Annotated in this window: 13 protein-coding genes; 7 read left to right on the top strand and 6 right to left on the bottom strand. The window is 72.7% G+C overall.

Going from position 1 to position 13,266, the window contains the following annotated elements:
- The first annotated feature begins 44 nt into the window (after positions 1–44).
- The 4 genes from JOM49_RS17730 to JOM49_RS17715 all read left to right on the top strand — a co-directional run bounded on the left by JOM49_RS17730 (position 45) and on the right by JOM49_RS17715 (position 3,512).
- Positions 45–1,508: a WS/DGAT/MGAT family O-acyltransferase gene (locus JOM49_RS17730; RefSeq protein ID WP_209665383.1), complete on the top strand. Its 1,464-nt coding sequence runs from the start codon at positions 45–47 to the stop codon at positions 1,506–1,508.
- Complete coding sequence (locus JOM49_RS17725; protein WP_209665382.1) at positions 1,505–2,401, top strand: alpha/beta fold hydrolase; 897 nt, start codon at positions 1,505–1,507, stop codon at positions 2,399–2,401. Before JOM49_RS17730 ends, JOM49_RS17725 begins: the two co-directional genes overlap by 4 nt.
- A 147-nt stretch (positions 2,402–2,548) precedes the next feature.
- Complete coding sequence (locus JOM49_RS17720; RefSeq protein ID WP_209665381.1) at positions 2,549–2,761, top strand: CbtB domain-containing protein; 213 nt, start codon at positions 2,549–2,551, stop codon at positions 2,759–2,761.
- Between the two features lie 10 nt (positions 2,762–2,771).
- A complete protein-coding gene (locus tag JOM49_RS17715) occupies positions 2,772–3,512 on the top strand; it encodes a CbtA family protein (protein WP_209665380.1) in 741 nt (246 codons plus the stop codon).
- Here the strand turns inward: JOM49_RS17715 and JOM49_RS17710 are convergent.
- Both JOM49_RS17710 and JOM49_RS17705 read right to left on the bottom strand, forming a co-directional pair.
- Entirely contained in the window at positions 3,484–4,950 is a 1,467-nt protein-coding gene (locus JOM49_RS17710; protein ID WP_209665379.1) for a cobyric acid synthase, read from the bottom strand. The two genes, JOM49_RS17715 and JOM49_RS17710, sit on opposite strands and share 29 nt — an antisense overlap.
- Positions 4,947–5,876: a cobalamin biosynthesis protein gene (locus JOM49_RS17705; RefSeq protein WP_209665378.1), complete on the bottom strand. Its 930-nt coding sequence runs from the start codon at positions 5,874–5,876 to the stop codon at positions 4,947–4,949. The genes JOM49_RS17710 and JOM49_RS17705 overlap by 4 nt, the downstream gene beginning before the upstream one ends.
- Before the next feature lie 38 nt (positions 5,877–5,914).
- Between JOM49_RS17705 and JOM49_RS17700 the strand changes: the two genes are divergently transcribed.
- The 3 genes from JOM49_RS17700 to JOM49_RS17690 are packed head-to-tail and all read left to right on the top strand — an operon-like array spanning position 5,915 to position 8,336.
- Complete coding sequence (locus JOM49_RS17700; protein WP_209665377.1) at positions 5,915–6,562, top strand: bifunctional adenosylcobinamide kinase/adenosylcobinamide-phosphate guanylyltransferase; 648 nt, start codon at positions 5,915–5,917, stop codon at positions 6,560–6,562.
- Entirely contained in the window at positions 6,559–7,575 is a 1,017-nt protein-coding gene (cobT, locus tag JOM49_RS17695; RefSeq protein ID WP_209665376.1) for a nicotinate-nucleotide--dimethylbenzimidazole phosphoribosyltransferase, read from the top strand. The genes JOM49_RS17700 and cobT overlap by 4 nt, the downstream gene beginning before the upstream one ends.
- Positions 7,575–8,336 (top strand): adenosylcobinamide-GDP ribazoletransferase, encoded by a 762-nt coding sequence (locus JOM49_RS17690; RefSeq protein WP_245369361.1) that lies wholly within the window; start codon positions 7,575–7,577, stop codon positions 8,334–8,336. Before cobT ends, JOM49_RS17690 begins: the two co-directional genes overlap by 1 nt.
- Here the strand turns inward: JOM49_RS17690 and cobC are convergent.
- The 4 genes from cobC to JOM49_RS17670 are packed head-to-tail and all read right to left on the bottom strand — an operon-like array spanning position 8,305 to position 13,248.
- The gene (cobC, locus tag JOM49_RS17685) at positions 8,305–9,321 is read right to left on the bottom strand and encodes an Rv2231c family histidinol phosphate aminotransferase CobC (protein ID WP_209665375.1); all 1,017 of its coding nucleotides are present in this window, start codon (positions 9,319–9,321) and stop codon (positions 8,305–8,307) included. The genes JOM49_RS17690 and cobC overlap by 32 nt on opposite strands.
- Positions 9,314–10,651, bottom strand: a complete 1,338-nt coding sequence (locus JOM49_RS17680) for a cobyrinic acid a,c-diamide synthase CobB (RefSeq protein ID WP_308158777.1) — start codon at positions 10,649–10,651, stop codon at positions 9,314–9,316. Before JOM49_RS17680 ends, cobC begins: the two co-directional genes overlap by 8 nt.
- A gap of 27 nt (positions 10,652–10,678) precedes the next feature.
- Positions 10,679–11,293, bottom strand: a complete 615-nt coding sequence (gene cobO / locus JOM49_RS17675) for a cob(I)yrinic acid a,c-diamide adenosyltransferase (RefSeq protein WP_209665374.1) — start codon at positions 11,291–11,293, stop codon at positions 10,679–10,681.
- Positions 11,293–13,248, bottom strand: coding sequence for a putative cobaltochelatase (locus JOM49_RS17670; RefSeq protein WP_209665373.1), 1,956 nt, complete (start codon positions 13,246–13,248; stop codon positions 11,293–11,295). Before JOM49_RS17670 ends, cobO begins: the two co-directional genes overlap by 1 nt.
- Positions 13,249–13,266 lie beyond the last annotated feature (18 nt).

Genomic DNA, 13,266 nt, shown 5'->3' with positions numbered 1-13,266 from the left:
TACGATTCCAGACAGTGCCGGGACCACTACCGAGGAGGCCTGGGATGCGTCAGCTGAGCGCGCTCGACGTGCAGTTCCTGAACGCCGAATCCGCCACCACCACCGGCCACGTCGGCGGCCTGTCGATCCTCGACCCGTCAACCGCGCCGAACGGGATGCTCACCGTGGAGGACGTCCGCGCGCTGATCGCCCGGCGCCTGCACCTGGCGGGCCCGCTGCACTGGCGGCTTCTCGAAGTCCCGCTGAACCTCGATCACCCGTACTGGATCGAGGACGCCGACTTCGACCTCGAGTTCCACGTCCGCGAGATCGCCCTCCCCGCCCCCGGCAACGACCAGCAGCTCGCCGAGCAGGTCGCCCGGATCGCCGCCCGGCCGCTCGACCGGCGTCGCCCGCTGTGGGAGGCCTACGTCATCCAAGGTCTCGAGCACGGCCGCGTCGGGCTGTACACCAAGGTCCACCACGCGGCGATCGACGGCGTTTCCGGCGCCGAGCTGCTCGGGGTGCTGATGGACCTGACGCCGGAACCCCGTCACGTCGATCCACGCGGCAGTCGCCAGGTGGAAGGGCCGCCGCCGAGGCTCTCCCTGCTCGCCACGGCTGCCCGCAAGCTCGCGCTCCAACCGCTCAAGTTGGCATTGTCGGTGCCGAAAATGCTGCCGCATCTGGACAAACTCCCTGGCGTGGCAGGGATTCCCGGGGCGAGCGCGCTGGCGAAGGCGGGCAACCGGCTGGCCCGGCTCAGCCCCGGGAGCGACGAAACCGAACGCCCGCGCCTGGTCCCGCCGCACACCCCGTTCAACGGGCCGATCACCCAGCACCGCCGGTTCGCCTACGGCTCGCTGCCGCTGGACGAGGTCAAGCGCATCAAGAACGCCTTCGGCCACACGGTGAACGACGTGGTGATGGCGCTGTGCGCGGCCGCGCTGCACCGCTGGCTCGCCGAGCACAAGGCCATCCCGGCGAGCCCGCTGGTCACCCTGGTGCCGCTGTCGGTGCGCACGCCGGAGCAGGCGGGCACGGCGGGCAACCAAATCTCGGTGATGCTCGCGCCGCTGCCGGTGCACGTCGCCGATCCGAAGGCTCGCCTCGACGAGGTGGTCTCGGCGATGGCACTGGCCAAGCAGCGGTACCAGCCGTTGCCCGCCTCCTGGCTGGTCGACTTCAGCGCCATGCTGCCCGCCGCGCTCGGCGCGCTGTCGGCCCGCGCGCTGATGCGGTTCGCCGGCGCGACGTCGCCGCTGGTGAACCTGGTCGTGTCGAACGTGCCCGGCGTGCAGATGCCGCTCTACACCGCGGGCGCGAAACTGCTCGGGCACTACCCGGTCTCGGCGATCACCGACGCGAGTGGCGGGATCAACATCACCGTGATGAGCTACGACGGCAAACTGGACTTCGGCATCGTGGTCTGCCGCGAGCTGGTGCCGGACGTCTGGAACCTGATCGACTACCTGCGGGACGCGCTGGACGAGCTGGGCAAGCTCGCCGACGAGGAGGGGGCTGGATGAACGAGTGCACGGTCCAGGCGAACGGGATCGAGCTCTGCTACGAGGTCTTCGGTGAGCCGGACGGGCGCCCGCTGCTGCTGATCATGGGCCTCGGCGGGCCGATGACCTGGTGGGACGAGGAGTTCTGCGAGCAGCTCGCCGAGCGTGGCTTCCGCGTCATCCGCTACGACAACCGCGACACCGGCCGCTCGACCGCCATGCACGGACGCGCCGGGCTGCTGCCCGCCCTGCTGCTGCGGCGTTCGCCGTACCAGCTGACCGACCTCGCCGACGACGCCGCCGCGCTGCTGGACGCCCTCGAGATCCCGGCGGCGCACGTGACCGGCGTGTCGATGGGCGGCATGATCGCGCAGACGCTGGCCATCCGGCACCCGACGCGCGTGCTCTCGCTCACCTCGATCATGTCGACCACCGGCAACAAGCTCGTCGGCCTGCCCAGCCCGCGCGCGATGAAGAACCTGCTGCAGCCGGCCCCGAAGGACCGCGATTCGTACATCGAGCAGATGATCCGCACCTTCCGGGTGATCGGCTCTCCCGGCTACCCCGCCGAGGAGGCCCGGCTGCGGGCCCGCGCGGCGACCACCTACGACCGCGGCGCGAACCCGGCGGGCACGGTCCGCCACCTCGGCGCGATCATGGCCGCCCCCGACCGGACCTCCGGGCTGCGCAAGCTGCGGATCCCGGCCCTCGTCATCCACGGCGCGGCAGACCCGCTGGTGAACCCGTCAGGCGGCCGGGCCACCGCGCGGGCCATCCCCGGCGCGGAACTGGACATGGTGCCCGGAATGGGACACGACACCCCGCCGGAGCTGTGGCCGCGGTTCGTCAACGGCATCGTGCGCACGGCCGATCGCGCGGAAGCCGTAGCCGATCGTCACATTGACACCACCTGAGCGGCGTCCTTACGCTCGGTCGGCCATGCGACGGTGGCCGGAAGCCGGTGAAAATCCGCACGGTCGCGCCACTGTAACCAGCACGGGAGTCAGACCCGCCGCCGTCGCGCACACCGACCGGGCCGCGAAAGCCCAAGGAGGTTCCCCGTGACCCAAGCAGCGGTTCCCCTTCCCGCGACACCCGAACTCCGCATCCCGATCCGCGAGATTCTGCCGTGGGCCGTGTTCATCGGCGTGCTCGCGCTCGTGGTGCTGTACTTCGTCAGCACCGAGCAGGGCGCGCTCGCCCTGTTCTCCAACGGTTACGTGCACGAGTTCGTGCACGACGGCCGTCACCTGCTCGCGTTCCCCTGCCACTGAGCGCGGCGTCATGATGAGGACCTTACTGGTCCGCGGGTTGCTCGCAGGCCTGGCCGCCGGCGTGCTCGCGGCCGTTTTCGCCTTCTTCGCCGGGGAACCGCCGGTCGACGCGGCCATCGGCATCGAGGAAGCGGGCACGGCCGCGCATTCGCACGTCGAACCCGGCGGACATTCGCATGGCGAGGAAGAGGCCGAACTGGTCAGCCGGGATGTGCAGAGCACGCTCGGGTTGCTGGTCGGCGTCGGCGCGTACGCCGTCGCCGGTGGTGGGCTCTTCTCGCTCGCCTTCGCTTTTTCCTACGGCCGCCTGGGTTCCCTGCGGCCACGGGTGTTGTCCGCGTTGCTCGCGGTGGCGACTTTCATCGTGGTGGTCGCGGTGCCGTTCCTGAAGTACCCGGCGAACCCGCCCGCGGTCGGACAGGGCGAGACCATCGGCGACCGGACCGCGCTGTACTTCGGTTTCGTCGCGCTGTCCCTGGTTTTCGCGGTCGGCGCGGCGGTGCTCGGGCGGAAGGTCGGCGGCTGGAACGGCGGGCTGGCCGGGGCGGGCGCCTACGTGGTGCTGGTTTCGGTGGCGGCCACGTTGCTGCCGTCGATCGACGAGGTGCCCGACGGCTTCCCCGGTTCCACGCTGTGGACCTTCCGGATCGCTTCGCTCGGCACGCAACTCGTGCTGTGGGTGGCGCTCGGGTTGATCTTCGGCGCACTGGCGGAACGCGTGCTCACCCGACAGGCGCAGCTCGTTCGATGAGTTCGAGCAGTCGGCGCGTGTCGAGGTGTTCCTCGACCGCGTCGGCCAAGCGGTCGAGCATTTCTTCTCGCAGCAACGGGAAGCTTTTCGCGCCGGCGGCGGGTGCCCAGGTGGTGCCCGCCTGCTCGGCGGCGGCCGTGAGCCACGCACGGCGGAAGTCGTCGTTGTCGAAGGCGCCGTGCCAGGTGGTGCCCCAGACCGAGCCGTGGCGCCAGCCGTCGAGGAAGGGTTCGGCGTGTCCTTCCAGTACGACCTTGCCGTGGTGGATTTCGTAGGCGTCCACGGCGTGTCCCCGCCATTCGCCGCGCGGGCGTCCGAGCACCTTCTCCGTTTCGAAGGTCACTGAGGTCGGCAGCAGGCCGAGGCCGTCGACCGCACCGGCGCCGGATTCCACGTCGTCGGTGATGCGACGCGCCAGCATCTGGTGGCCACCGCAGATGCCGAGCACCGGGCGCCCGTCGCCGGCCCTGGCCCGGACCACGTCGGCGAGGCCGCGGTCGGTCAGCCACCGCAGGTCGTCCACGGTGGCCCGGCTGCCCGGGAGTACTACGACGTCCGCGCCCGCGACCACGTCCGGATCGGCGGTCACCGACACCTCCACGCCCGGTTCTGCGGCGAGTGCGTCCACATCGGTCGCGTTGGAGGCACGGGGAAAGCGGACCACCGCGACCCGCAACGGACGGCCCCCGGAGACGCGCAGGCGATCCCGGCGCCAGCCCGCGACGGCCAGTGCGTCCTCGGAATCGATCCATACGCCGTCCAGCCACGGCAGCACGCCGTAGAACGGACGGCCGGTCCGTTCCTCCAGCGCGTCAAGGCCGGGCTTGAGCAGGGAGGGGTCACCGCGGAACTTGTTGACCACCCAGCCCGCGATCAACTCCTGGTCCTCGGGTTCGAGCAGCGCCAGGGTGCCGTACATGGCGGCGAACACCCCGCCGCGGTCGATGTCGCCGACGACCAGCACCGGCAGCCGCGCTTCGCGCGCCAACCCCATGTTGACGTAGTCGCCCGCCCGCAGGTTGATCTCCGCCGGACTGCCCGCGCCCTCACAGATGACCACGTCGAACCGTGTTCGCAGTTCGCGCAGGGCCCCGAAGGCAATCTGCGCGAGGCCCGCCCGGCCAGTGGCGAACTCCCCCGCCTCCAGCGTGCCGAACGGCTTGCCCATCGCGATCACGTGGCTGCGCCGGTCGCTGCCCGGTTTGAGCAGCACCGGGTTCATCGCGGCTTCCGGTTCGACGCGGCACGCCTGCGCCTGCAACCACTGCGCGCGACCGATCTCGGCACCATCGGCGCAGACCATCGAGTTGTTCGACATGTTCTGCGCCTTGAACGGCGCCACCCGCACGCCCCGGCGCGCGAGCCAGCGCCCGAGCGCGGCGGCGACCAGGCTCTTGCCCGCGTCCGAAGTGGTTCCGGCAACCAGCAGCCCGCTCATCGGCTCACCACCGCCGCAGCCACCGCCGCCAGCGCGCCGACGGCGAGCGACAACCGCACGGCTCGGCGCAGATCGGCCGGTCGCGGTGGGTCGCCGTCGCCGAGGCGGCCGCGTTCGGACACCTCGCCGCCGTAGCTGTTCACGCCACCCAGCCGGACGCCGAGCGCGCCGGCGAAGGCCGCTTCCACCTGGCCCGCGTTCGGGCTCGGGTGGACGTTCGCGTCGCGTCGCCACACCTTCAGCACGCGCCGGGCGTCGCGGCCCGCGCAGGCCGCGGTGAACAGGGCCGCCAAGCGCGACGGGACCAGGTTCGCCACGTCGTCGGCGCGGGCGGACGCCCAGCCGAAGCGCTCGTACCGCGGTGAGCGGTGGCCGACCATCGCGTCCAGCGTGTTCAGCGCGCGGTAGGCGAGCAGGCCGGGGACTCCGGCGACGGCACCCCAGAACAACGGCGCGACCACGGCGTCGGAGGTGTTCTCGGCGATCGACTCGGTCGCGGCCCGGGTCAGGTCGGCGAGGTCGAGCGCGGCGGCGTCACGACCGCAGAGGTGGGACAGCCGGGCACGGGCTCCCGCCAGGTCCTCGGCCTCGATCAGGTCCGCCATCGCGATCCCCTCCGAGGCCAGGCCGCGGCCGCCGAGCACGATCCAGGTGGCGGTCGCGGTGGCGAGGAAGCGCAGCGGCGGCGGGACACGCTCGGCGGCTACGCCCAAGCCGGTCGCCGTTGCGGTACAGATGAGCAGGTGAACCACGCCGCGCGGTCGCGAGTCCGCCCAGATCCGCCGTTCCACCGCCGAGGCCAGGTTGCCGAACCAGGCCACCGGGTGGGCCCGGCGCGGGTCGCCGAAGAGGCGGTCGGCGGCGTACCCGGCGAGCAGACCGGCGGCCCGGACCTGGTCACGTGGCCGAAAGAAGACATGATCCACCGGATGCACCACTGTGCGACCCTAACCGGTGGGCCAGAATGCCGGACATGAGTACGCACCTGCGGCGCGCGGCCCGGCTCGCGGCCACCAGCCTGGACACCGGCGCCAAGGTCCTGCGCCGGTACGCCCGCGGCACCCGGGACGAGAAGGTACTGGTGCTCGGCGGTGTCCGGTCCGGCAAGTCGCGGCACGCCGAGCGGCTGATGGCCCGGCACCCGCACGTGATCTACCTCGCCACCGGACTGCCGGCGAGCGAAGGCGATCCCGAATGGGCGGCGAGGGTGGCCGCGCACCGCGCGCGCAGACCGGCGGGCTGGCGCACGGTCGAGACGGCCGACCTGCCCGGTGCGCTGCGCAGCGCGTCGGCACCGGTGCTGATCGACTGCTTCGGCACCTGGCTGTCGCGGGTGCTGGGGGACGTGGGTGCCTGGGACCAGACCGACGGCTGGCAGCAGCGCCTCGACGACTACCTGCTCGACTTCATCGACGCCTGGCGGACGGCCAGGGTGCCGGTGGTGGCGGTGAGCAACGAGGTCGGCAGCGGTGTGGTGCCCGGCACGTTCTCCGGGCGCGTGTTCCGTGATGTGCTGGGCGCACTGAACAGCGAGGTGGCCGCGCATTCGGACAAGGTGCTGCTGGTGGTGGCCGGCCGGGTGCTCGAACTCTCCGGGAAGGACGGCCGATGAAGATCACGCCACCCTCGGCGGCGGCCCGCGAGGACGCGCTGGCCCGGCTCGACGGCCTGGTGAAACCGCTGGGTTCGCTGGGGCGCCTCGAAGAACTGGCGGCCTGGCTGAGCGCGGCCCACGACGCCGTCCCGCCGCGGGAACTCGCCGACGTGCGGGTCGCGGTGTTCGCCGGGGACCACGGCATCACCGCCTCGGCCGTGTCCGCGTACCCGCGTGAGATCACCGCGGCGATGGTGCAGGTCTTCCTGGCCGGGACGAGCGGGGTGACCGTGCTCGCGCGGCAGGTCGGGGCCCGGGTGAAGGTGTTCGATCTGGCGGTCGACGCCGACGGACTGCCGGACGAGGTGACCGCGTACAAGATCCGCCGCGGCTCCGGCTCGATCGATCGCGAAGACGCGCTGGCGCCGGGTGAGGCGAACCGGGCCTTCGACGCGGGCCGCCGGATCGCCGACGCCGAGATCGACGACGGCGCCGACCTGCTGATCCCCGGCGACATGGGGATCGGGAACACCACGGTGGCCGCCGCGCTGGTGGCGGCCCGGCTGGGCCTGCCTGCCGAGGAGGTCGTCGGCACCGGCACGGGCGTCGACGAGGAAGGACATGCCCGCAAGGTCGCCGCCGTCACGGCAGCGCTCACGCGCACGGGTGACCGCGCCGAGGACCCGTTCGACCGGCTCACCGCGCTCGGCAGCGCCTGCGCCGCCGCGACGGCGGGTTTCCTGGTCCAAGGCGCTGTTCGTGGTGTGCCGGTGCTGCTCGACGGGGTGTTCTCGGGTGCGGCGGCGCTGGTCGCGCAGGACATCGCGCCGGGTGCGGTGGACTGGTGGCTCGCCGGGCACCGCTCCACCGAACCGTCGCAGGCACACGCGCTCAAGGCGCTCGGGCTGGAACCGATCCTCGACCTCGGGCTGCGCCTGGGTGAGGGCAGCGGAGCCGTGCAGGCGGTGCCGGTGCTGCGGGCGGCTCGCGCGATCCTCGCCGAGATGAGCTCGCTGGCCGACCTGTCCTGATGCGAGGGGTGCTCATCCAGGACGCGATCCGCATGGCCGTCGGCACGCTGACGGTCGTTCCGGTGCCCGCGCCCCGGGTCATCGACGCGCGCGTGGCCCGTGGCGCGATGCTGCTGGCGCCGCTGGCCGTGGTGCCGCTCGCCGCGGCCGGGGCGCTGGTCACGTTGCTGCCGTTGCCCGCGCTGCCGGCCGCCGCGCTAGCGCTGGGCGTCGTCGCGCTGGGCAGCCGGGGCTTGCACCTGGACGGTTTGTCCGATACCGCTGACGGGCTCTCCGCGTCCTATGACCGCGAACGCGCGCTGAGCATCATGCGCAAGGGCGATTCGGGGCCGAGCGGGGTGGCCACGCTGGTCATCGTGCTGCTGGTCCAATGTGGAGCGCTGGCGGGCGCGATCAGCGCGGGTCACGGGATCTTCGCGGTGGTGGTGGCGGTGCTGGCGGGCCGGGTGCTGCTGGCGATCGGCTGTGCGCGCGGGGTGCCGTCCGCCCGGCCGGAGGGTCTGGGAGCGACCGTCGCGGGTTCGGTGCCGGTACTCGGCGCGGCCGTGTCGGTCGTTTTGGGCTCGGCGCTGGCCGCTTGGGGTGGCACCTTCGCCGGTTTGCCGTGGTGGCAGGGACTTCTCGCGGTCTTCGCGGCGGTGTGCGCGGGTGGTCTGCTGTTGTGGCGCTGCGTCCGGCGGCTGGGCGGCATCACGGGGGACGTGCTGGGCGCGTGCGTGGAGACCGGTGTCACCGCTGCGTTGTTGTGTCTCGCAGCGTAGTCAGGAACCCCGACATGATCGGCCGGGAACGCACGGCGATGCGCAACCAGTCCGGGCCCAGGCCGGGGAACGTGTCGCCCCGGCGCACGGCATAACCCCGATCGCGCAGGGTTTCCCGTACCTGGGCGCCATCACGGAACTCACCGAGCACGAACGGCGCCCGCGGCACCCCGTGCACGGCGACGCCCAGCTCACGCAGGCCGGTGAGCAGGAATTCCCGGTCGGCTTCGGCGGCGACCGCCAGTTCGTCGGCCTGCTTCAACGCCTCGGGACGGCAGCACGCGACCACGGCGACCGCCGCCAGCGCCGAGACCGACCACGGCGGCTGCACCGCGCGCAACCGGTCGATCAGTTCCGCAGGCCCGAGCACGTACCCGGCCCGCAGGCCCGCGATGCCCCAGGTCTTGGTCAGGCTGCGGATCACCAGCAGACCCGGGATCGCTTCGCCCGCCAGGGTTTCCGGCTCGCCGGGCACCGAATCGAGGAACGCCTCGTCGACCACGACCACGCGTCCGGGACGGCACAGCGCCCGCAGGGAGGAAGCCGGGTGCAGCACCGACGTGGGGTTGGTCGGATTGCCGACCACCACCAGATCCGCGTCCTCCGGCACCGGACCGAGCGTGAAGCCGTCCTCCGGGCGGAGCAGGACCCGCGAGACGGGCACCTCGGCGGCCAGCAACGCGGCTTCGGGCTCGGTGAACTGCGGATGCACCACGCACGCCCGCCGCGCGCCCAAACCGCGTGCGATCAGCGTGAACGCCTCGGCGGCACCGGAGGTCACCAGCACGTCGCCGGCGGACCGGCCGTGCCGGGCGGCGACGGCTTCGGTCGCCTCGGTCGAATCGGGGTAGGCGGCCAGCCGCGGCAGCGCGGCGGTCAGTTCGGTGATCAGCCAGTCGGGTGGTTCGGCGAGCCGGACGTTGACCGCGAGGTCCACCAGTCCCGGCCCGACCTCGCGATCACCGTGGTGCCACAGGTCAACCACGGCGCACCGCGCGGGCGAAGGCCGCGGCCCTGGCCGGGTGCCCGGCCCAGTGCACGTGCAGGTAGGAGGCGTTGAGCGTGGGCGAGGCGCAGCCGTGGTCGGCGTCGTTCCAGTGCCACGCGGCGGCGAACGGCCCGTCGGGGATCACCTCGGTCCGGTGGAACTCGTGCCCCGTCACCTGCTCCCCGCGTGCGGCGAGCAGGTTGTCCTCGACCGCCGTCGCGGTGCGGTAGCCGAGTGCACCGCGGGCGGTCATCCTGGCGGTCGCCGGGAGCACGCCGGTCATCGGCAGGCCGTCCAGTTCGCGGCACAGGTAGAGCAACCCGGCGCATTCGGCGACCACGGGCAGTCCGCCGGAGACCGCCTCGGCCACCTCAGCGCGCAGGGAAGCGTTGGCGGACAGGGCTTCGGCGTGCACTTCCGGGAAACCGCCGCCGAAGTAAAGCCCGGCGCACCCCTCGGGCAGGCGTTCGTCGTTGATCGGGTCGAGGTCGACCAGGTCCACCCCGAGTGCGGCCAGCAGCTCGCCGGTTTCGGTGTACCGGAAGGAGAATGCCGCGCCCCCGGCAGCCGCCACCACCGCGCGCGGACCCGGCGGCGGCTCCGGCAGCGACCACGGCGACGCCGCCACGTCAGGAGCTTCCCTGGCCGCGCGGACCACGGCCTCCAAGTCCACTCCGGACTCGACCCACGCCGCGAGCCGGTCCACCATCACCGCGCCTTCGCGGGCGCGCTCGGCCATCGGGACCAGCCCGAGGTGGCGGCTCGGCGAATGCACGTCGTCGGAGCGGCGCAACGCCCCGAGCACCGGGATCCCGGTTTTCCCGATCGCTTCACGGATCTCGCGTTCGTGCCGCTCGGACCCCAGCTTGTTCAGGATGACCCCGGCCAGCCGCACCCGCGGGTCGAAGTGTGCGAAGCCGTAGACGGTCGCGGCCACGCTGCGGCTCGCCGCGCTCGCGTCGACCACCAGCACCACGGGAGCGTCGACCAGCCGGGCGACGTGCGCCGTCGACGCGTAGCCCTCGGTGCCCAACGCGCCGTCGAACAACCCCATGACGCCCTCGATCACCGCGATCTCGGCGCCGGACGCGCCGTGCAGCAGCAGCGGCGCGACCAGGTCTTCGCTCTGCAGGTACGGATCGAGGTTGCGGCCGGGCCGCCCGGTGGCGAGCGCGTGGTAGCTCGGGTCGATGTAGTCGGGGCCGACCTTGTGCCCGGACACCGCGAACCCGCGCTTCCGCAACGCCGCCATCAGCCCGGATGCGACGGTCGTCTTGCCATGTCCGGACGCGGGTGCCGCGATGACGACCCGCGGCAGTGCCCTCACGAAGCCCTCACGAAGTCACCCATGCCACTACCACTCAATGCCTCGCTGGCCCTTCTGCCCGGCGTCCATCGGGTGCTTCACCTTGGTCATCTCCACCACCAGGTCCGCGGCCTCGATCAGCTCGGGCGGCGCGTTGCGCCCGGTGATCACCACGTGCTGGCGGCCGGGCCGGTCCCGCAGCACGCCGACCACCTCGGCGACGTCGATCCAGCCCCAGTGCAGCGGGTAGTTGAACTCGTCGAGGACGTAGAAGTCGTGCTGGGCGGCGGCGATCCGGCGGGCGATCTCGGCCCAGCCCTCGCGCGCGTTCTCGGCGTGGTCCTCCTCGGTGCCCGCCTTGCGCGCCCAGCTCCAGCCCTCGCCCATCTTGTGCCACTCGACCGGCCCGCCCTGGCCGGTGTTCGCGTGCACCTCACCGAGCGCGCGGAGCGCGGCTTCCTCACCGACCTTCCACTTCGCCGACTTGACGAACTGGAACACCCCGATCGACCAGCCCTGGTTCCACGCCCGCAGCGCCATGCCGAAGGCCGCGGTGGACTTCCCCTTCATCGCGCCGGTGTGCACGATCAGCAGCGGCCGGTTGCGCCGCTGCCGCGTGGTCAGCCCGTCGTCGGGCACGAACTCCGGTTTCCCCTGGGGCATCAGGCGGCCCTGCCCGTCCGAGCGCGGACGGCACCGGCGAGCGAATCCGCGGCGACCTCACCGAGCGGCACGTGCTCGCCGCCCAGTCGCGTGGCCAGTTCCGCCGCGAGCCCGAGCCGCATGCGCCCGCTCTCGCAGTCCATCACCACCGACGCGATGCCCTGGCGTGCGATCAGGTCCGCCGCGGCGTGCGAGCGGGCGACGGCGTTCGAGCCGCTGGTCGCGCGGCCATCGGTGACCACGACCAGCAACGGGCGGCGCCGGGGGTCTCGAATGGACTCCACGCGCAGCGCTTCGGCCGCCCGCAGCAGTCCTTCGGCGAGCGGGGTACGCCCGCCGGTGGGCAGCGCTTCGAGCCGGGCGGCCGCGGCGTCCACGCTGATCGTCGGCGGCAGCGCCAGCTCGGCGGCCGACGCGCGGAAGGTGACCAGGCCGACCTTGTCCCGTCGCTGGTAGGCGTCCAGCAGCAGGGACAGCACCGCGGACTTGACCTCGCCCATCCGCGCCCGCGCGCCCATCGAGCCCGAGGCGTCCACGCAGAACAGCACGAGGTTGCCCTCGCGCCCCTCCCGCAGGGCGTACCGCAGGTCACGCGTGCGCAGTTCCAGGCCGGGACCGGAGCGCCCACGAGCCCGCTGGTGCGGTGCCGCGGCCAGCACGGTCGCCGTGAGGTGCGGACGGCCTTCGCGCACGCTGGGCGGTTTGACGCCGATGGTGCGCCCGCTGTCGGTGATCGACCGCGACCGGCGGCCGTGCGCACCGGCGCCGGTGCCGTCCACGGTGAACAGGCGGGCGCGGAACGGCTGCCCGGACCCGACCGTCTGCTGTGGACCCTGCGGTGCCTGCTGCTGCTCGGATTCCTGTTGCTGCGGCGGAGCTTCACCGGAGGGCTCCGGCGGGGCTCCACTGCCCGGGCCGTCGTCGTCCGGCGGCCCCTGTTCCGGTGGTTCGGCGTCGCGCAGCGCCTGTTCCAACTGCTCCTCGTCGATGCCGGGCGCGTCGAACGGGTTGCGGCGGCGCCGGTGCGGCAGCGCGAGGCGAGCCGCCACGCGAATGTCCTCTGTGGTCACTTCGGTGCGGCCGGACCAGGCGGCGTGCGCGGCGGCGGTCCGCGCGGTGACGATGTCCGCGCGCATGCCGTCGACGTCGAAGGAGGCGCAGACCTCGGCGATCTGCAGCAACGCGGCGTCGTCGAGGGTGACCGCGGGCAGGCCGCGGCGGGCGTCGGCGATGCGCACGGCCAGCGCGGCCTCGGCTTCGTCGTACCGGGCGGCGAAACCGTCCGGATCGGCTTCGTAGGCGAGGCGCCGGCGCACCACCTCGACGCGCTCGGACGGCTCACGGCTGGTGCGCACTTCCACGGTCAACCCGAACCGGTCGAGCAGCTGCGGCCGGAGTTCGCCCTCCTCCGGGTTCATCGTGCCGATCAACACGAAGCGCGAGGCGTGCGAGACCGAGACGCCCTCGCGCTCGACAGTCGCGCGGCCCATGGCGGCCGCGTCCAGCAGCGCGTCGACCAGGTGGTCGTGGAGCAGGTTGACCTCGTCCACGTAGAGCAGGCCGCGATGCGCGGCGGCGAGCAGGCCGGGCTGGTAGCCGGTGACGCCTTCGCCGAGCGCGCGTTCCAAGTCGAGCGAGCCGATCACCCGGTCCTCGGCGGCGCCGACGGGCAGTTCCACCAGCCGCGCCGGGCGGCGTCCGGCGGGCGCGCCCGCTTCGTGCGGGCCGTCCGGGCAGGCGGGGTCGGGTGCGGCGGGATCGCAGGAGAACCGGCAGCCGGTCACCACGTCCACCGGCGGCAGCAACCCGGCCAGCGCCCGCACCATGGTCGACTTCGCGGTGCCCTTCTCGCCCCGGACCAGCACCCCGCCGATGGCCGGGGACACCGCCGAAAGCACCAGCGCCAGTCGCAGGTCGGCCAGGCCGACCACCGCGGTGAACGGGAACGCCCGCATGCACAACTCCCAACGCCT

Source organism: Amycolatopsis magusensis, assembly GCF_017875555.1.
Taxonomy (GTDB): Bacteria; Actinomycetota; Actinomycetes; order Mycobacteriales; family Pseudonocardiaceae; genus Amycolatopsis; species Amycolatopsis magusensis.
This window is presented reverse-complemented; position numbering and strand designations above follow the sequence as displayed.